Genomic DNA, 20,869 nt, shown 5'->3' with positions numbered 1-20,869 from the left:
ATAAAAGTATAATATAAATATATAATATATATATACTTAATGTATATTAATGGAGGCGATTCGTTGAAATTAGGTATAGGTGATGTGTTTCCACATGAAACGGCGGAAGAATGGGGACGTAAGTTTGTTGAGATTGGAGCGACTGCTGCTTCATTTCCACTAAGGTACTCAGATTCCGTGAGCAAAATTGATGAATATGTTCAAGTTGCAAAAGATTGTTCAATCCAGATTGCAGAGGTAGGTATCTGGCAGTCTCCTTTTCAAAAAAATCAGCTAGCATCGGTGTTTGAGCTTGCTTGTAGACAACTGGAATTAGCGGATTATGTTCATGCTCGTTGCTGTGTCAATATTTCCGGAGCATTTGGTGAAGTTTGGGATGGTTGTTATGCGGCAAACTATGCTGAAGAAAGTTATGACCAGATCGTCTCGTTTATTCAGAAATTATTGGCAAAAATTCCGCTAAAGAATACCTATTTTGTGATAGAATCTATGCCTTGGATGATTCCTGATTCACCAGAACAGTATAAAAAACTCGTGAAGGATGTCAATCATCCACGCTTTGGTGTGCATTTAGATATTTGCAATTGGATGAATCAACCCTATTGGTACGTGCATAATCGTGAGTTAATCAAAAAATCTTTTGATTTGTTGGCACCTTTCACGAAAAGCATTCATCTGAAGGATATCATGCTTGAACCAGGATCCGTTGTTCGGTTTAGAGAGACGATGCCAGGTACTGGTCAATTTGATATCGCCTATCTTCTTGAAAACATTCGTCAGTTGCCGGTTGATACACCGGTTTTATTGGAACATCTCTCTTCATTCGAAGAATATACAACGGCTTTAAAACGAGTCATTGAAATAGGAAAGTAGGTCGAGTATGGAAAAAATCAATGCAGTGACGTTTGGTTTTATGAGTCAAAGAAATGAGTGGACAACAGCAGCTGCTAGGGAATCCTTACGCTTAATGAAGAAAAATACCAATGCCAGTCATGTTATTTTGGCCATCGTTGCGGAACAAGATACCCCACAATCAACAACTATTCACTGGGAGTCTGATCAAGTACTGTCTGATTCTGAAATCATAACAATGGCACAATACGCACGTGATCTTGGATTGAAGGTTATTTTGAAGCCCATTGTCAATGTAGCAGATGGAACATGGCGAGCGCATATTAACTTTTTTGATCATGATGTTCCTTGTGAGCCAAAGTGGTCAGAATGGTTCGCTTCTTATACTTCCTTTATCTTGCATTATGCTGTGATAGCTGAGGCAATTGATGCGGAATTGTTTGTGATTGGCTGTGAATTGGTGAATAGTGATCGAAGAGAAGCAGAATGGCGACAAGTCATTGCGGACGTCCGGAAAAAATATCAAGGAGCCATCACGTACAATGCGGACAAATACCAAGAAGATCATGTGCAATGGTGGGATGCAGTCGATGTTATCTCTTCATCTGGGTATTACCCTATTGATTCTTGGGAAAGTGAACTTGATAGGATTGAAGCAGTTGTTGATGCATATCAAAAACCTTTTTTCTTTTGTGAAGTTGGTTGTCCAAGTAGAGAAGGAAGTCAATGGCTACCAAATGATTGGGGATTGCAGGGGCCTGTTTCGCAAGAGGCGCAAGCGAATTGGTATCAGTCAATGTTTGATGCTTGTAAGAAGAGAAAGTGGCTGGATGGGTATGGCTTATGGGATTGGAAAGCAACGTTATATCCAGAATCTGAAGCAGCGGGTAATGATGACTACGCACTATATGGAAAGGTTGTTTCAAAAAAAGTCTCTGATTTTTTTAAATAAAGTATATACATTTTAAAACATAAATGATACTATGTATTTGTAATCGTTTTCTAAATAAATGTTGGAGGAATGGAAATGAAAAAAAAGATTTTAGGAATGATTGGCTTGTTTGCATTAACAGGGGCACTTGCAGCATGTGGTAAAGGGAACAGCTCAAATTCTTCAGATGGAACTGAGACCATTACATTTATTAATCACAAAACAGATTGGGAAACAAATGGTAAATGGGATGAGTATATGAAAGAATTTAATAAAAAGTATCCCAAAATTAAGGTTGAAATTCAGACCATTACCGATTATGCAGGCCAAATGAAAACCCGCATGAACAGCAAAGAGTATGGGGATGTCTTGATGATTCCAGGGGATATCAAGCCCAATGACTATGCCAATTTCTTTGAACCATTAGGGAAAAAAGCAGAGTTATCTGAAAAGTATTTAGGATTGAATGATCGTTCGTACGAAGGGGTTCAATATGGCATTCCAAGTCAATTAAATGCAACGGGCATGTTAGTCAATATGAAAGTCTTTAAAGATGCTGGCATTGATACATTTCCGAAAACAGCCGAAGATTTCATCGCTGCATTGAAAAAAATTAAAGAAAAAAATAAAGATACGATTCCATTGTACACCAATTATGCGGCTGGTTGGACCCTATCAAACTGGGATTTTGTCCGCTCTGGTGTAGCAGGTGATCCTGACTTTACGAATGAGTTGACAACAGATAAAGCACCATTTTCCGATGGGAAAGTGATGAATTCGATTTATAAATTATTGTATGATGTGAGCAAAGATGGATTAATTGAAGCCGATCCAACAACTTCTGATTGGGAACAATCCAAAGTGGATATGGCCAATGGGAAGATTGGCGTAATGGTGTTAGGAAGCTGGGCTGTACCACAAGTTCAAGAAATTTCTGAAAAAACATCGGATGATATTACATTCCAAGCATTTCCAATGACTGCCCCAGATGGCAAACAATACATGACAGTTGCTGGTGATTACAACTACGGTATTAATATCAACAGTAAACACAAAAAAGCTGCTAGAAAATTAATCGACTGGTTAGTGAATGAGTCTGATTACGCAAAAGACAATGGTGGACTCCCAACAGTTAAAGGAGCGGAATACCCAACTGCTTTACAAGCAAGTAAGGACTCTGGCGTGGAATTGATGGAAGAAAATCCAGCACCTGAAGGTAAAGAATCATTGTTTAGCGATATCAATGATCAATCACAGTTGGGAATTGGATCGACCGATAACGAAAAAAGAAGAATCATTGATGCGGCAATTGGAAATTCCAAAGAATCATTTGATACAATTATGAATGATTTTAATAAACGTTGGTCGGATGCAATGAAAGTGGTAAGCGAAAAATAATGAATAGCTGAGCCTGAATCATCAGATATGATTTTTCAGGCTTGGTCTGTTAAATGGAGGAAGATTCATGTTTAAGAAAAAGTTGAGCCGAGATGCTGAGAAACGTTTAATCATCTTTTCTTTCACAATTTTACCGGTGATATTATTATTAGTTTTTTCCTATTATCCTTTGGTTAAAATGCTTCAATACAGTGTATCCGATTGGAATGGCTATAGTCCTAATAAGACGTTTGTCGGCTTGGATAATTATAAAACTGTATTAACAACACCTACATATTTCACCGTTTTTAAAACAAGTTTGTATTATTTTATTGCAACCTTTTTTCAATTAGGGATTGCACTTTTGTTTGCAACGATTTTATCTTTTAAAGTGAAATTTGCTAATTTTTGGAAGGGAATTTTATTTTTCCCCTATTTACTAAATGGCGTGGCGATTGGTTTTATTTTCCTTTATTTCTATAAAGGTGGCGGAACGCTGGATACTGTTTTAAGAGGATTGGGTCTAGAAAATCAAATTCGTTTGTGGCTGGGTGATCGCTCTATCAATAATATTTCGTTGGCGTTTACTTCCGTTTGGCGGTATACAGGGTTTAACTTCTTAATCTTTTTGGGAGCAATTCAATCGGTTAACCCAGAAATCTATGAAGCTGCTGAAATGGATGGAGCCAATCGCTGGGATGAATTTCGCTATATTATTTTACCGAGCATCCGTAATATTATTTTCTTAAATATTATCTTGGGCGTGAGTGGTTCATTAAGTGTCTTTGATATTCCTTATATCATGACAGGTGGGTCAAATGGAACCACGACATTCGTTATTCAAACGATTGATACGGCCTTTAAATACAACAAAGTCGGTTTAGCTTCAGCGATGGCGATTATCTTATTGCTTATCGTGATTGTTGTAACGGTGTTGCAACGGCTATTAACCACAGAAAGGAAGAACTAAGATGAAAAAAAATCAACTAACAATTGGAAAAATTCTGCAATATCTCGTATTAATTGTCGGTGCAATTGTAGCGATTCTTCCTATATTGGTGGTGTTTTTGGGCTCCTTTAAATCGAATACGGAATTTTTAAATAGTGGTGTGCTTGAGTTGCCAAAATCCTTTGATCTCACGAATTACAAAACAGCATTTATTAATGGGCAAATGTTGTTAGGATTTCGTAACACACTCTTTATCTTCGTTGTCAGTATGGTCGGTAAATTGACGTTAGGTTCTATGTTTGCCTACGTGATGAGTCGGTTTGATTTTCGATTTAAAAAAACCATTCTAACCTTATTTATGTTGGCCATGCTTATTCCCGGTATTACAAGTCAAGTAGCGACCTTCCAAATTATCAACTCGATGGGCTTGTTTAACACGATTTGGTCGGTGATTATTTTGAATTTAGGGACGGATGTTATTTCAGTATATGTCTTCTTACAGTATCTGAATGAGATTCCTATTTCCCTTGATGAATCAGCTTATTTAGATGGGGCAAGCTACTTTGGTATTTTTTGGAGAATCATTCTACCGAACTTGAAAGCACCGATTGTTACGATGCTTATTATTAGTGGAGTGGGCGTGTATAATGATTTTTATAATCCATTCTTATACATGCCAGATCGCAATCTAAAAGTTATTTCAACAGCGTTATTTGCATTTAAGGGTCCTTATGGTACGAACTGGCCAGTGATTCTTGCTGGGGTTGTGATTGTAATTTTACCAATTTTGATTGTCTTTCTTTCGTTACAGAAGTATATCTATAATGGTGTAGCTGGTTCTGTAAAATAAATTTAGGAGGAAGTTGATTTGAAGAGTCGTCCAAAAGTGATTTGGTTTATCGAAACAATTTATTTCATTGTGAAGGTTTCCTGTTTGTTTTGGAGACTTTTGCTAAAAAAAGGAGTGATTTATGGATGGGGGAAAACCATTGGACAATTAATGGAGTATCTTCAAGGACCTGATCCTTATCATGATTCTTTTCGAAAAACCAAGCGGAAAGAGAAACAATCCGTCCCTTACGATCTTTTCTTATCTGGCTTAACGACTTTCGCCTTTAGCCTATTTATCCTAAGTTGGTTGACTGTTTTGCAAAAGCCGTCCGCTTTTTCAATTTTTTTGGTTGCAGTTGGTAGTTTTTTATGGATTTGCTGTTTACTTTTTTATCCGCTCTATCTGAACAGTTCAGAAAAAAATGGTGCACAGCGGGTTTATCAAACACTACGGCAACTAATTTTTGAACGCTTCAACTATACCCTTAGCGGATTCATTCTCCTCTTTCTATTTATTGTCATAACCGTAACGAAAAATTTATTGGGATTGGTTATTTTCCCTGGACTTTATTTGTTCCTCTATCAGATTTATCTACAAAAGTTGACAAATAAGGAGATAGAAGATGATCTATGTAAATGAGCAAAACAAAGAATTCCATCTAACGAACGGTCAAATTAGTTATGTTTTTCGCGTGATGGAGGAAACCAATATTCTTGAGCAACTATACTATGGTTCAGCTATACAGCATTATGAATCATTTGACTTTATGATTGAACGCGAAATTCGGCCATCGAATAACTGGAAATGGGGCAGTCATTTAACGTCGTTTGAGCATATTAAGCAAGAATTTCCAGTATTTGGAAGTTCTGATTTTAGAGAGCCAGCGATTGATATTGAGTATCCTGCCGGTGATCATATCAGTCATTTTGAATTTCAGCACTATACGATTCGTGCTGGGAAAACAGTAGATGGTGGCTTGCCTGGTTCATTTGGCGGTGAGCAGGAAGTGGAGACGTTAGCTATTGTGCTAAAGGATTTGTATTCCGAATTGTACGTGACGTTACATTATCATCTCTATTTAAATCTGCCAATTGTTACTAGACAACAAGTGATTGACAATCGAGGGAATGAGACTGTTGTGATTAATCGGATTCATAGCTTGAGCCTAGATATACCTGATAGTGGCTATGACTGGATTCACTTGGATGGTGCGTGGGCGCGTGAGACAATCATGGCAAGGGATAAAATCCATTCTGGTATTCAAAATGTTTCTAGTACTCGAGGAGCCAGTAGTCATGTCCATAATCCCTTTTTAGCAATTTGCGAAGAGACAACTACAAATAGTCAAGGAAATGCTTACGGGTTTAGTTTGATTTATAGTGGCAACTTTTTGGCCCAAATTGAAAAAGATACCTATAATGTATTACGCATTCAGTTAGGAATTAATCCGCATCAATTTCGATGGAAATTAGACGCCGGGACACAGTTTCAAACTCCAGAGGCGATTATAGTATTTAGCCAAGCTGGTCTAAATTCGATGAGTCAGTCTTTCCATCAGTTCTTTTCGACACACGTCATTCGAAGTCCTTGGAAAAAGAAGGAAAAACCAATTTTAATCAACAATTGGGAAGCAACGTATTTTGACTTTACCGAGGAGCGCCTGCTTGAAATTGCGCAAGCATCCAAACGAATGGGTATTGAAATGTTTGTTTTAGATGATGGGTGGTTTGGCAGTCGGAACAATGACAATGGTTCACTAGGAAACTGGCAGCCAGATTACAAAAAATTGCCCAATGGGATTCAAGGAATATCCCAAAAGATTCATGATCTTGGCTTGAAGTTTGGGCTATGGTTTGAACCGGAGATGGTTTCGAAAGATACCGCTATTTACCTTGACCATCCGGAATGGGTGATTGGCAATGCAGAAAAGAACCGCTCGCATGGGCGTAATCAATTCGTATTGGATTTTGGCAATCCTGAGGTTGTGGAGGCTATTTTCGAGCAGGTCAATCGTGTTTTAGCTACCGCCGAAATTGAATACATTAAGGTGGATATGAATCGTTATTTGTCAGAGGTATACTCAGCTATACTCCCAGCTGATCAACAAGGAGAAGTAGCGCATCGTTATATTTTAGGTGTTTATCGTTTCTTTGAAAAGATTATTGCAAACTATCCGGATTTGTTGATTGAGTCTTGTGCGGGCGGGGGTGCGCGATTTGATCCAGGCATGTTGTATTACTCTCCTCAAATTTGGACAAGTGATGACACAGATGCAGTGGAACGGTTAAAAATTCAAACCGGTGCATCATTGGTGTATCCACTGACAGCCATCAGTAGTCACGTTTCCGCTGTTCCGAACCACCAAGTAGGACGAGTGACGTCTTTAGAGATGAGAAAAAATGTTGCTTTGTTTGGTACATTTGGTTACGAGTTGAATCCCTTAGCCCTTTCAAATGAAGAGCAGGCCCAAATTGCGAAACAAATTGCTCAGTACAAACGCTATCAGCAACTCATTAACCTGGGAACTTTCTATCGATTGGAAACAGAATCGGCAAATTTTGTCAGTTGGCTGGTAATCAATGAAGAAAAAACGGAAGCATTGGTCGGCTTTTATCAAATTTTAGCTGAGCCAAATTCACCGTACCGTCGTATCAAACTGGCTGGACTCGATGAAACGAAAGACTATCAAGTTTATGAAAATGACCAATTAAAGGAAGCCAAACGGAATGGCAGTGATTTGCAATCTTATGGTATTCGTCTAGGAGGGAATTTTATAGGGAGAGAACAAGAATACTGGAGTCGGGAACTACCGGGTGATTTTCATTCGAAACTTTATTTTCTGAAAGCAATTGAAATGGCGAGTAAGTGATATACTTTTTCTAGTAAATTGAGTAAAATAAAGGCAGAAGTATCGTGAGAGGGTTTTTTTTATGCAGAAATATATATATATTTCAAATGACATTAGAAATAAAATTGTAAAAGGTGTGTATCATGCCAATGATCAGATTCCTTTTGAAAAAACACTTTGCCTAGAATACGGTGTTAGTAAAATGACTGTTAAGAAGGCTTTGGACATTTTGGTTGCGGAAGGGCTAATCATCAAGAGAAGAGGGGCAGGTACATTCGTTAAAGACCTGTCTATAGATGAGATTGAGCGTATTGCGGTAAAAAACCAATTTCGAGGCACGACAGCATTAAATCCTGACAAAAAAGTGAGAAGCGAAGTGTTGCTATTTTCTGTCGTTCACGCACCAGAGATTGTTGCCAAGAAAATAAACTTAGAACCAGAAAGTTTTGTCTATGATATTTATCGCATCAGATACATTGATGAGAAACCAAGTGTCATGGAGCAGATGTACATGCCAATCGACTTAATTCCTGGTCTTAAAAAGAAGACGTTAGAAAATTCGATTTATGAATATATTGAATCCGAATTGAAATTAACCATTCAGAGTGCCCATCGAAAAGTCTCGGTCAGAAAAGCAACGGATGAAGAAGCGACCTATTTAAATCTTGAGCCAGGGGATCCTGTCGCGGTGGCAGAACAGGTTGCCTATTTAGATACTGGAGCAGCATTTGAATTTTCAACTTCTGTCCATCGCTACGACGAGTTTTCTGTGGAGTTAATTTTGACGCGAGATTAATTGAATAATTGTGAAAAGTAGTTCGGTTAGTCGGATAAAGACTAAGGAGACTACTTTTTATATGAACTTTATTTTAAAAAAGTATAGACTTATTAAAAAGTAAGCGGTATGATAAAAATGGAAACAATACAGAAAGGAAGATTTTTCATGAAAATTCTGGCGCTTGATTTCGGAGGTACAGCAATCAAATATGGCTTATGGGAAGATCGTGACCTTAGTCATTTAGGAAGTTTCGCCACTCCAACAAACTGGGATGCAATGAAACAAACGCTAAAAGAATTGGCAAAGTCTTTTTCAGATTTAGAGGGCGTGGCAATTAGTGCCCCAGGCTCAGTCGATGTAAAAGCGGGCATTATTGGTGGAATCAGCGCGATACCTTATATTCATCATTTTCCAATTGGGAAAGAACTTGAGGAGTTGTTTGGCGTTCCCGTGACAATTGAAAACGATGCCAATTGTGCTGCTTTGGCAGAGATGCAGTATGGGGTTGCCCAGCATAAACGGAGTACAGCCTTCTTTATTATTGGTTCAGGCATTGGAGGAGCTATTGCCATCAATGGTGAGTTAGTAAAGGGTGCTCATCTGTTTGGTGGTGAGTTTGGTTATATGTTAATGGATGAAAAGAGAACCTTGAGTCAATTAACTAGTCCCGTTCAATGGGCTGAAAAGTATAATCGGGAACATCCTAGTGAACAACCATTAAGTGGGAAAAGTATTTTTGATTTAGCTGATAAAGGGAATGCTGAGGCACTTCATTATGTGGGTGAGTGGTACCAAACACTGGCTCGAGGGATGGCAAATGTTTGTCTCGTGATTGATCCAGAACAAATTGCTATTGGAGGGGGCATTTCCCAACGAAAAGAAATCCTAGCACCAATTAAAGAAGAATTGAACAAAATTTTGAAGCAAAATGGCGCCAGTGAATTAACCGTGGAAGTTGTCTTCTGCGAATTTGAGCAACAGGCCAATCTAATTGGTGCAGTGGCAAACTTTGAGCGAATGAAAGGGTAGGAGTTGATTAGAGATGTATGCAGAGGATGCTCAAAAAGAATGGGGCAATTATCAAGGAAGTGGACAGAAACCAAGTGATTTTGCGACTTTCTGGGAAAAAGGAAAATTGGAAGTCGATCAATTAGCCAACACCTATGAATTGGTTCCTCATGAAATCTATTCAGAGATTGTTGAAGCTTTTGATATGTATTTTACAGGAGTTGGCGGGGCAAAAATTCATGCCCAAGTGGTGCAACCCAAAAAATTTAGTGGCACGTTGCCAGTCATGTTTTTATTCCATGGGTATCATGGTAGTGCCGGTGATTGGTCAGATAAAGTAGGTCAAGCTGCGGAAGGCTATCTGGTAGTTGCTTTAGATGTACGGGGACAGGGTGGTCAATCTGAGGATGTACAAAAAACGGTTGGGGGCACATTAAAAGGGCATATTATCAGAGGTGTGGAAGAAGGGCCAGCTAATTTGTTTTTCCGTTCCGTTTTCTTAGATATTTATCAAATTACGCAACTGGTTAAAAAAATGACCATTGCAAATGAGGACCAAATGTATACCTACGGCGCATCTCAGGGGGGTGCACAAGCAATCGTCTGTGCAGCAATGGAACCAACTATAAAAAAAGCGTTCGTACTGTATCCATTTCTAAGTGATTACCGTGAAGCATTCCGATTAAATGTGAATCAGTCCGCTTATGAAGAATTGGCGTATTGGTTCCGATTTAGAGACCCAGAGCACAAAAACGAAGAAGCCTTTTTCTCTGCGCTTGATTACATTGATATTCAGTATTTAGCTCCTGAGATTAAAGCGGAGGTTGTCTGGGGTATGGGCTTGGAAGATCAAGTTTGTCACCCAAAAACCCAATTTGCTGTTTATAACCAAATAACGTCTCCAAAAAAATTATTCATTTACCCCGAATATGGGCATGAATATATTCCTGGATTCGGAGATAGAATGAGAAAAGAATTGTTTATGGAGGAGGAGTAAAGATGGAAAAAGTTTTCCCAAAAAACTTTTGGTGGGGAGCTGCAACATCAGGCCCTCAGAGTGAAGGACGTTTTAATAAAAAACATGCGAATATGTTTGACTACTGGTACGATATTGAACCAGAAGCGTTTTACAATCAAGTTGGACCAGATACAGCATCTAATTTTTACAATAGTTTTCGTGAAGATATCAAATTAATGAAAGAAATTGGGTTGAACAGTGTTCGGACCTCCATTCAGTGGTCGCGATTAATTGAGGATTTGGATACGAATACTTTGAATGAAGATGGCGTGCGTTTTTACAATGAGGTCATTGATGAGTTCATTAAGAATGACATTCGAATTGTTATGAATTTGCATCATTTTGATTTACCGGTGGAATTGTACCATAAGTACGGTGGGTGGGAATCCAAAAAAGTGGTCGATTTATTCGTTGGTTTTGCCGAAAAATGTTTTGAATTGTTTGGTGATCGGGTGAAGGAATGGGTGACGCACAATGAGCCGATGGTGGTGGTAGATGGTGAGTATCTGTATCAATTTCATTACCCTAAGTTAGTAGATGGTAAGAAAGCAGCGCAGGTCGCTTACAATTTGAATTTGGCTTCAGCGAAAGTAATTGAAAAATTTAAAGAAATGGGAATGCATGAAAAAGGTGACAAAATCGGTACGGTGTTAAATCTGACCCCGACCTACCCTGCTTCTAGTAGTCAAGAAGATCTTCATGCAGCCGAAATAGCAGAATTATGGAACAATAAGCTATTTTTAGAACCAGCTATTCATGGACATTTTCCAGAAAAATTGGTAGCAATCTTAACGCAGGATGGTGTCATTTGGGAATCTACTGCAGAAGAGTTGCAAATCATTGCTGAGAATACGATTGATTTTCTGGGTGTCAATTTTTATCATCCAAATCGAGTGAAGGCACCCGATATTGCCCCAAATTCGGTTGGCGATTGGATGCCAACTCGATATTATGATCATTATGAAATGCCTGGAAGAAGAATGAATATTGATAAAGGCTGGGAAATTTATCCTAAGGCAGTTTATGATATTGCTTTAAATATCAAAGAAAATTATAAAAACATTCCTTGGTTTGTTTCGGAGAATGGGATGGGTGTTTCTAGGGAAGAACGCTTTATGAATTCTGATGGCATCATTGAAGACGATTATCGCATTGATTTTATTAGAGAGCATCTAGAGTGGCTCCATCGAGGGATTGAAGAAGGTTCGAATTGCTTTGGTTACCATCTATGGACACCAATCGATTGTTGGTCTTGGGGAAATGCGTATCGAAACCGTTATGGATTCATTTCAAATAATATTCATACGCAAATCAAAACGATTAAAAAATCGGGCAGATGGATAAAAGAAGTGATTGAAAAAAATAGTTTATACAGTTAGACAAGAGACAAACCATAAAGTCAAGCTGCAGTTATTCATTCAATACAAACAGCTGAAAGCTCGTAATTATCTGAGTCATACTAAAAAACAATTAGAAGATGTATCTACTTTTGATCAATCTTCTGATTGTTTTTTTGTTTAAAATAAATATATATATTGACTATATAAAAATATATATTTATAATTTATATTGAAAACGATTGCAATTTGAAGATTTGGGAGGGATTTTGTGAAGAAGAGTTGGAAAAAGATTGGGATGATGGTTTTTAGTGTGGGGTTTATAGGAATGATGACTAGTAATAAAGTGCAAGCAGATTCGCTGCAAATGGTTGATCAGCAAGCAACAACGGAAACAAGAGAATTATTTGGTTACCTCAAAAAAATACAGGCAAGCGATTCTGTTTTATTTGGCCACCAACATGCACTGGATGAAGGGGTCACGCTAACTGGTGAAGGTACACGAGTGGGCTCCACTGAGTCTGAGGTTAAAAATGCCGTTGGAGATTACCCGGCTGTTTTTGGTTGGGATACGGGGAGTTTAGATGGCAATGAACGTCCCGGCGTTTCAGGTGATGTTTCTCAGAGTATTGCGAATACAGCCACTTCAATGAAAGTTGCTCATCGCTTAGGAGGCATCATTGTATTGAGTATGCATCCACGTAATTTTGTCACTGGTGGTTACTATGGTGATTTATCCGGCGATGTTGTTCAAAATATTTTGCCAGGTGGCAGTAAGAATACTGAATTTAATCAATGGCTCGATCAAATTGCCAGCTTAGCAGAACAGTTAAAAGATGAGCAAGGAAAGAGCATTCCTTTTATTTTCCGACCTTTTCATGAACAAACCGGTTCATGGTTTTGGTGGGGGGAAAGTACCACTACGCCTGCGCAATATCAGGCGATTTATCGCTACACTGTCAATTATTTAAAAAATCAAAAGCAAGTTCACAACATTCTTTATGCCTATTCACCAAATAAAACCAATCCAGGTGATCAGGAACGATACATGCGGACATATCCTGGGGATGAGTATGTGGATATTTTTGGAATTGACAGCTATGATCAAAAGGACAATGCGGGTTCAGAAGAATTTTTAAATGCTTTAAAAACAGATTTAAGTATGATTGTCTCGATAGCAGAGGAAAAAGGGAAAATTGCCGCTTTAACAGAATTCGGTTACAGTGCTCAGGGAATCAATAAGACTGGCAATACATTGGATTGGTATACCAGAGTTTTCAATGCCATTCAGTCAGATTCACAAGCAGCGAAAATTTCCTATATGTTGACTTGGGCAAATTTTGGTGAACCAACAAACATGTATGTCCCTTATAAAGACCTATATGGCAATTTAGGTGGCGATCATGAATTGTTACCGGATTTTCAAGCGTTTTACGATGACCCTCATTCGTTATTTGTTTCAGAAAGTGTCAATCAAATCTATCAGCCTGAGAATGATGGGGTGGTATCCACGCCTCAGCCTATCTTCACAATTTTAAGCCCTACAAACAAAATAACCTTGAGAACGTCGCAATTGCCAATCTATGCGATGGTTGAAAATGATGACCATGCCAAAGTAACCTATGAAATTGCCGGCAAAACACCGGAAAAAGAGTTAGAACGAACAGATACTATTTATGGAGAAGTCTTGGAGTTGGGGAACCTTTTCAAAGATGGTGAACTATCCATCATTTTTAGATATTATTCAAACAATGCGTTAATAACCACTGAAACGACGACGCTCTACGTGAAGACAAGTGAAGAGCAGCAACCATTGCTCGTTGATGATTTTGAAGGATACCTAGGTGTTGATGAATTATTAAATCAAAAATATGCTTCAAATGGGGACCCTATCACCCTTTCATTGGATCCTCAAAATAAACATACGGGTGAGTATGGCTTGAAATATGCGTTTTCGATTGGTACCAATGGGTATGCTGGAAGACAAATTAGTCTAAACAAAGATTGGAGAGACGCGAAAAAGCTCACATTTTGGATGAATAATCCACAGCCTTTACCAAAGAATGAACTGACGATTCAAATTCGAATTGGAGATACTAGTTTCGAAAAACAACTTTCATTAACAACTACCTATCAAGGAATCGTTGAAATTCCTTTCGATGAATTCAAACCAGCAGCATGGGAATCAAATCAAACGGCGACTGTGACCCCTGATCGTTTAGCGACGATTTCTCAATTTGCTATCTACATGGGTGGTGAAAAAGGAAGTGGTGTCCTCTATTTTGATGATTTTCAAGCGGTAGTTGATGAAGGAGAGACGGAAACCGAGACAGGCACAGAAACCGAGACAGGCACGGAAACTGAGACAGGTACGGAGACCGAGACGGGAACAGAAACCGAGACGGGCACGGAAACTGAGACAGGCACGGAGACCGAGACGGGAACAGAAACCGAGACAGGTACAGAAACAGGAACGAAAGCAGAGCCGAAGCCAGATAAAAAATTAGAAGCAACCATCGATTCCAAAGAAAAACCAAGGAATGAAGCAAGCGAATCAACTGATGCTAAGAAATTGCCAAAGACGGGTACTTCGCAATCAGTCCTTTTATCCTTCATTGGATTGGGAATTGTTTCAGCAACAATTGGAATGGTAAAAATTCGGAGAAAAAGTAAAGAGATTTAAGAATATAAGAAGAGGTGCTTGCAAGTGAAACAATATGGAGCAATCGAAGCGGGTGGAACCAAGTTTAATTGTGCTGTTTCGGATGAACAATTAAATATTATTGATGCCATTGCTATTCCCACCACCACAACAGCAGAAACGTTGGAACAAGTCTTCCAATTTTTTGATAAATTTGAATCAATTGTATCAATGGGTGTAGGTTCATTTGGTCCGATTGGGATTGATCAGTCAAAGAAAAACTACGGGTATATTTTGGCAACACCTAAAGCTGGTTGGGAAAATTTTGATTTATTAGGAACGTTAAAAAAACACTTTGATTGTCCGATTGCTTGGACAACGGATGTGAATGCAGCAGCATATGGAGAATTAAAACTAGGCGCTGCTAAAGGGAAAAATAGTTGCATTTATTTGACTATTGGGACAGGAATTGGTGGCGGAATCATTGTCAATCAGAAAATTTATGAAGGATTTACCCACCCTGAAATGGGCCATATTCGAATCAAACGCCAACCACAAGATCTATTTGTAGGAACTTGCCCTTATCACGAAGATTGCTTAGAGGGGTTAGCGGCAGGCCCATCACTAGAAGGGCGAACGGGTATTTCAGGAAAAGATATCGGCGAAGAGAATCCTGTTTGGGAGTTACAAGCAGATTATATTGCACAGGCTTTGATGAATTATACTTTGATTTTAGCACCTGAGGTAATTATTTTAGGTGGAGGCGTTATGAATCAGAAAAATTTATTAACGAAGATTCGCGAAGCATTCTTGCATCAATTATCTGGTTACATTGAGTTTGAGTCAGTTGATTCTTATATTGTAGAGTGGGGGCTACCTAATCAAAGTGGTATTTTGGGGTGTTTATCTCTAGCGAAAGATTTAGAAGAAGACCAGCTTTGAGAGATAGTACATTCTGTTAATTAAAAAAGGTTTCTTTTCTCGACGATAGGATAGCCGAATATTCAAAGATGCTAATAAAGGATAATAGTGGGTACATGGATATTTTTTATAATGAATGAACAAAAAAATAATGATAGGTAATACGTATAAGGAGAGTTTAATGAAACTAGATTTGACTGGTACTTGGAGGATGACAAAGCGTGGGGAAAATCAAAATATCCCATGTCGCATTCCTGGGACAATGTATAGCGCTTTGCTTCACGAAAAGCTAATTCCTCATCCGTTTTATAAAGACAATGCTAAGCTATTGAAAAAGCTTAGCTACAATGATTATGATTTTACTTATGATTTTCAAGTGACGCAAGAATTACTTGATCATGACTACATTGTTTTAAATTGTGAAGGAATTGATACTATAGGAACGATTGTTGTGAATAATCAAATAATCGGAAATGTCGAAAATATGCATCGAACCTATAGATTTGACTTGAAAAATTTTCTGATTGTAGGAAAGAATACGATAACTATTAAAATTGATAGTCCTGTGCTTTATGCAGAACGCAAACAGAAAGAGTTTTTTTTATGGGGGCTTTCGGATGAGATGGTAATGAATGGACATGCTCATATTAGAAAAGCTCATTCGATGTTTGGGTGGGATTGGGGACCGCAACTCCCAGATATGGGAATTTGGCGTCCCATTTATATTGAAGCTTATGATGACTCTAGAATCAAAGAGGTCTATATAACCCAAGTTCATCATGAGAAGATGGTAGATATTTCCATTGAGACAACTTTTCTAAATACACCAAAATCAAGCAGAGAAATGCAGCTTGAAACGATTATTTCTCTTTCAGATGAAGTTATTTGTGAGGAAAAAAGATTTGTAGAGAATGAGTCAACAAATGTCCGGTTAACGATTCATAATCCACGACTATGGTGGCCGAATGAATATGGCGAACAGCCACTTTACACTGTTACGCAAAAACTACGACATTCAAGTGGGAAAATATTCGATGAATTAACCAAAAAAATTGGCTTGAGAGAAATTAACGTTGTTACACCACTGAATGCTAGTAATCAAGCTGATTTTTATTTCGTTGTAAATGGGCGCCCACTATTTGCTAAAGGAGCCAACTATATTCCAGAAGACAGCTTGCTAGGCGAAAGAAAAAAAGAGACAATGGAAAACATTATTTTGTCTTGTGTTGATGCTCACTATAATATGCTCCGCGTCTGGGGTGGTGGTTATTATCCAGATGATGCTTTTTTTGATCTTTGTGATCAATATGGCATACTGGTTTGGCAGGATTTTATGTTTGCTTGTACGGTATATCGATATGATGGAAAGTTCAGACAAACGATTACTGAAGAGGTCAAAGACAACATTAGAAGAATTAGGCATCATGCTTCACTAGCTCTTTGGTGTGGTAATAATGAGATGGAGGCAGTATTGACACAGTGGACTAGTCCTGAAACATCTGAGAACTATTATCAATGGGTTCAGGATTACCATAGTATTTTTTACAATTTATTTCCGGATTTGGTTAATGAGTACGATCCAAATACGACATATTGGCCCTGTTCACCTTCTTCGGGTGTCGCGTTGCATAATCCAGACAATGCGAAAAGTGGCGATTTGCATAACTGGAAAGTTTGGCATGGTCTAGCACCATTTTCTGAATACCAAAAGGAGAGTCAGTTTGTTTCAGAATTTGGACTCTTGTCACTTCCCAATTTACCCACTATCAAAAAATATACAAGCGAGGATCAGAGATATTTTCGCTCATCTGATATTGATTTTCATATAAAGGCGGATGGAGGAATTAATAAATCAATGAACTATTTACTTGATGAATTTAGAAATCCGTCAAATTTTGAAAACTTGGTTGATGTTTTACAGTACACTCAAGGATTTGGAATGAAGATTGGCATTGATTATTGGCGAAGTCATCCAGATAGTTGTCATGGTGCACTTTATTGGCAGGTTAACGACTGTTGGCCGGGTTCCTCTTGGTCCACCATAGATTACTATGGCTATAAAAAGGCCTCACATTATTTTATAAAACGTGCATTTCAACCATTAGCTATTACCCAAATCGCTGACTTATCAGAAGAGTTCAAGGTAACGGTTATCAATGAAACCTCGAAAGAAATTCATGGTAAATTAACTACTACTGTTAGCACAATTAAGAATGATCAGAGTGAAAATTTTCTTTTTGATTGTGTGGTAAAACCTTATACAACGGTGTCGGTTGAGGTGAATCTAGACACATTGTTAAAACAGTATAGTAAATGTCAGCTTGCAGTATTTAGTGAATTTGAGCCGCTCATCGGTAACCAAGTATCTTCTGATGTTACTTTTTTAAGTCCTCATCGACTGATTGATTTAGAGAAACCTTGTTTTACGCTTGATATCGAAGAATCAGATGAAAATTATTCTATTTGTATTGAGGCCGATTCTCTTTGCAAATATGTCAAACTAACTTTAAATGAACGCAGTGATTGCTTTGATGATAATTATTTTGACTTACCTATAGGGAAACAGAAAAAAATTGGTTTATCCAAAGTTCATTCTCAACTAATGGGGATTGAAACAAAAGAACAGTTGCTGAACGCATTAAGCGTTTCTTCGCTTGTTGATACATATTAAATGAAGAGGAGGAAATAGATGAATCCAATCGTTAAAGGATATTATGCAGATCCAGAAGCACGTATTTATGATGGGAAATGTTGGGTTTTTTGTACACTTTCTTATCCACCTTATACACCTTTGAAAAATACTGATCTTTTTTCTTATGAAGATCAATGCTGGTTTGATGCTTTTGTAAGTGAGGATTTTGTAACTTGGAAGAAAGTAGATAAGGTTTTAACATTGACTGATCTTTCTTGGGGAACGCATGCTTTATGGGCTCCTTCACAGTTTAAGTATAAAAATAAGTATTATCTAACTTTTTCTAGCAATGACATTCAAGAAGACAATCAATTGGGTGGATTAGGTATTGCTGAAGCTTTGACTCCTGAAGGGCCATATAGAGATGTGCTAGGTCGTCCTTTAGTTGGAAACTTTATTAACGGCGCTCAACCGATTGATGTTCATGCGTATATAGAAGAAAATGCTGTTTATCTTTTCTATGGCGGATGGGGAAATTGTAATCTGGTTAAAATGAATGATACGTTAGATGGATTTGTACCGGATAACTTGGGGAAGATATTTAAAAATGTGACTCCAAAAGGCTACGTGGAAGCCCCCTTTATGATGAAAAAAGACAACAAATATTATTTTATGTGGTCTGAAGGAGATTGGACAACCGCTGACTACAGAGTTGTCTACGCCATAGCTGATAATCTAGCGGGGCCATTCAAACCAATGGGAACGGTTCTCAAGCAAGATGGTAAATTAGCAACCGGTTCTGGACATCACTCAGTAGTGGAAGATCCTAAAACGGGAAACTATTATATTTTTTATCATCGACGATCAATTGGTGAAGAAAATCCATTTAAACGAGAACTTTGCATGGATCAACTCGTATTTAATGATGATGGAACGATTGCGCCTGTCACGATGTCGTAAACTAAGAAATTTTTTCTTAATAAGGAATAATTCTGACAATGTAATGAACTTAAGAATCTAGCAATCAAGGCAAGCTAGTTTTGAAGTTCATTGTGATTTTAGAAATGGTTTGTTTTTCCTTCGTTTCTTTAAAGTAGGCAAGCTTTTCCGTATGAAGTTGTGGGATGTCTTGAAAAAATAATAGATGAACTATGAGAGTAGTATGGTATGGAGGATGGCATTTGCTATCAATGAAGCAACGAAAGGAAAAAAAGAAAGTCGATAATTTTGAGTGTACCAAAAATTTTGTGAATAAATAGAATAATAAAGCCAAGCGGAGTATTCACATGTGCAAAACGTGAATACTCCGCTATTTCTAATTTGAATTTGTGGATAAAAAGAACCTCCATTTATGTTAAAGTTGAATTGCTAAAAACAAACAAAACAAAAAAAGGAGGCTCATTCATTTTATCATGAAATTGACCGAATTGTACCAAGCGAAGAGAGAAATTATTTTTTTTGAACAATTATCACATGGTTTATCTAAACTAGTAAAAAATTTTATCCGCTGAATTGAGAAAAATGAATGTTTTCGAAGCAGTAGCCATGTAAAATGGGTCCACTCAATTCATTTCAATCTTTCTTTTTTGAGCTAATGTATTATACTGAAATAGATTGATTCACCGGTTATCTAGAAAGAGTTAAAATTTTGGAGGTTAAAATGAGTATTTATAAAGTTGGTTTTTCTGATGATACATGGAACTTTCAGCAAGCCTATGAGGCGATGAATGATGGCGACACGATTGAATTTGAAGAAGGCATTATTTTTCCTTTCGATGAGTCTTTTATTATAAAAAAATCCATTACGTTGATGGGTCACTGTACCAAAAATGAAGATGGTACAAGAGATTTTAGTAATACGTTAGATGGTTGTATTGTCATTGAGAATAGCCAAGTGACTATTGTAGATCTTTGGTTTGAGCCATCTAAAAATACAAGTGCAATCTGGGCAAGAAAAAAAGCAATGGTTACTATCAAAAATTGTCATTTTAATTTTATTGGTGAAAGTGACAAGTATGGTGTATTGCTTGATAGTGAATCTAATGGCACTATACAAAATATTAGTATTAATCATGAGGAAAAATCAGCATTTTCTTTAGGTGTGAAAGGAAATGCTCATTTACAGATGAGTGACTGTTACCTACCAAAAATTGCTGTCATTCATTCAGAAGCAACGATTCAAGATACTAACATATATGGGAAAAAGAATAGCAACACGGTTTTCATTGACACTTCAAAAGTACAGTTTGAAAATGTAGGTATGGAAGCAATGAGTGACCAGGAGTATCCATGTGTCTGGGCAAAAGAATCTGAATTAATAATGAAAAATAGTTCGATTGAACAACCAGGTTTTGTTGGCTCACTTACTCTAAATAGCCGTTCAAGTTTGCAATCATTTGCGACGACAGTTGAATCCATTTCGATGAGTAAAAGTAGTTCATTATTGGAGAACAGTACAATCCAATCGTTACTTTCTGTCACAAATCTTAGTTATGTTACCATTCAAGGAAGTTTGTATTGTTTGGGACAAAATAATACAAAGGTTGATATTTTTCTTAGCTTAAATAGTACACTTGTTGGGAAAGCCGTTGAATTGCATCGTTCTTTCAACCCAAATATTCGTATACAATCAAACTCATATTTAATGTCTCCTGAACAGTAATTTTTCCTTGATATAACAACATTTCCCTCTAATTTTTGATATAATAGGTGCATGATTTTTTTCAGATTACTGGCATAAATCGT

General features: G+C 37.6%; 16 protein-coding genes. All 16 read left to right on the top strand.

Going from position 1 to position 20,869, the window contains the following annotated elements; genetic code table 11:
* Positions 1–63: 63 nt before the first annotated feature.
* The 16 genes from ACFSR0_RS08135 to ACFSR0_RS08060 all read left to right on the top strand — a co-directional run bounded on the left by ACFSR0_RS08135 (position 64) and on the right by ACFSR0_RS08060 (position 20,786).
* The gene (locus ACFSR0_RS08135; protein ID WP_379981707.1) at positions 64–873 is read left to right on the top strand and encodes a sugar phosphate isomerase/epimerase family protein; all 810 of its coding nucleotides are present in this window, start codon (positions 64–66) and stop codon (positions 871–873) included.
* A 7-nt stretch (positions 874–880) separates the two neighbouring features.
* Positions 881–1,804 carry a glycoside hydrolase family 113 gene (locus tag ACFSR0_RS08130; protein ID WP_379981705.1) on the top strand — a complete coding sequence of 308 codons (924 nt, stop codon included), beginning with the start codon at positions 881–883 and terminating at the stop codon, positions 1,802–1,804.
* Positions 1,805–1,879: 75 nt separating this feature from the next.
* Positions 1,880–3,181, top strand: a complete 1,302-nt coding sequence (locus tag ACFSR0_RS08125; RefSeq protein ID WP_379981703.1) for an ABC transporter substrate-binding protein — start codon at positions 1,880–1,882, stop codon at positions 3,179–3,181.
* 67 nt (positions 3,182–3,248) lie between these two features.
* Positions 3,249–4,130, top strand: coding sequence for a carbohydrate ABC transporter permease (locus ACFSR0_RS08120; RefSeq protein WP_379981701.1), 882 nt, complete (start codon positions 3,249–3,251; stop codon positions 4,128–4,130).
* A 1-nt stretch (position 4,131) separates the two neighbouring features.
* Positions 4,132–4,959 (top strand): carbohydrate ABC transporter permease, encoded by an 828-nt coding sequence (locus tag ACFSR0_RS08115; protein WP_379981699.1) that lies wholly within the window; start codon positions 4,132–4,134, stop codon positions 4,957–4,959.
* 18 nt (positions 4,960–4,977) lie between these two features.
* Positions 4,978–5,580 carry a hypothetical protein gene (locus tag ACFSR0_RS08110; RefSeq protein ID WP_379981697.1) on the top strand — a complete coding sequence of 201 codons (603 nt, stop codon included), beginning with the start codon at positions 4,978–4,980 and terminating at the stop codon, positions 5,578–5,580.
* A complete protein-coding gene (locus tag ACFSR0_RS08105; protein ID WP_379981695.1) occupies positions 5,564–7,810 on the top strand; it encodes an alpha-galactosidase in 2,247 nt (748 codons plus the stop codon). Before ACFSR0_RS08110 ends, ACFSR0_RS08105 begins: the two co-directional genes overlap by 17 nt.
* A 61-nt stretch (positions 7,811–7,871) precedes the next feature.
* Positions 7,872–8,585, top strand: coding sequence for a GntR family transcriptional regulator (locus ACFSR0_RS08100; RefSeq protein WP_379981693.1), 714 nt, complete (start codon positions 7,872–7,874; stop codon positions 8,583–8,585).
* A 147-nt stretch (positions 8,586–8,732) separates the two neighbouring features.
* Entirely contained in the window at positions 8,733–9,596 is an 864-nt protein-coding gene (locus ACFSR0_RS08095) for an ROK family protein (RefSeq protein WP_379981691.1), read from the top strand.
* Between the two features lie 13 nt (positions 9,597–9,609).
* Complete coding sequence (locus ACFSR0_RS08090; protein WP_379981689.1) at positions 9,610–10,572, top strand: acetylxylan esterase; 963 nt, start codon at positions 9,610–9,612, stop codon at positions 10,570–10,572.
* A gap of 2 nt (positions 10,573–10,574) precedes the next feature.
* Positions 10,575–11,972 (top strand): glycoside hydrolase family 1 protein, encoded by a 1,398-nt coding sequence (locus tag ACFSR0_RS08085; RefSeq protein WP_379981687.1) that lies wholly within the window; start codon positions 10,575–10,577, stop codon positions 11,970–11,972.
* Between the two features lie 229 nt (positions 11,973–12,201).
* Positions 12,202–14,613, top strand: coding sequence for a glycosyl hydrolase (locus tag ACFSR0_RS08080; protein WP_379981685.1), 2,412 nt, complete (start codon positions 12,202–12,204; stop codon positions 14,611–14,613).
* A gap of 24 nt (positions 14,614–14,637) precedes the next feature.
* A complete protein-coding gene (locus ACFSR0_RS08075) occupies positions 14,638–15,513 on the top strand; it encodes an ROK family protein (protein WP_379981683.1) in 876 nt (291 codons plus the stop codon).
* 160 nt (positions 15,514–15,673) lie between these two features.
* Positions 15,674–18,163: a beta-mannosidase gene (locus ACFSR0_RS08070; protein WP_379981681.1), complete on the top strand. Its 2,490-nt coding sequence runs from the start codon at positions 15,674–15,676 to the stop codon at positions 18,161–18,163.
* An 18-nt stretch (positions 18,164–18,181) separates the two neighbouring features.
* Positions 18,182–19,084 carry a glycoside hydrolase family 43 protein gene (locus ACFSR0_RS08065; protein ID WP_379981679.1) on the top strand — a complete coding sequence of 301 codons (903 nt, stop codon included), beginning with the start codon at positions 18,182–18,184 and terminating at the stop codon, positions 19,082–19,084.
* Between the two features lie 700 nt (positions 19,085–19,784).
* Positions 19,785–20,786, top strand: coding sequence for a right-handed parallel beta-helix repeat-containing protein (locus ACFSR0_RS08060; protein WP_379981677.1), 1,002 nt, complete (start codon positions 19,785–19,787; stop codon positions 20,784–20,786).
* Positions 20,787–20,869 lie beyond the last annotated feature (83 nt).

It is taken from the genome of Enterococcus camelliae, from assembly GCF_042685105.1.
Taxonomy (GTDB): Bacteria; Bacillota; Bacilli; order Lactobacillales; family Enterococcaceae; genus Enterococcus_G; species Enterococcus_G camelliae.
Note: the sequence above shows the minus strand (reverse complement) of the source record. Positions and strands in the feature narration are given on the sequence as shown.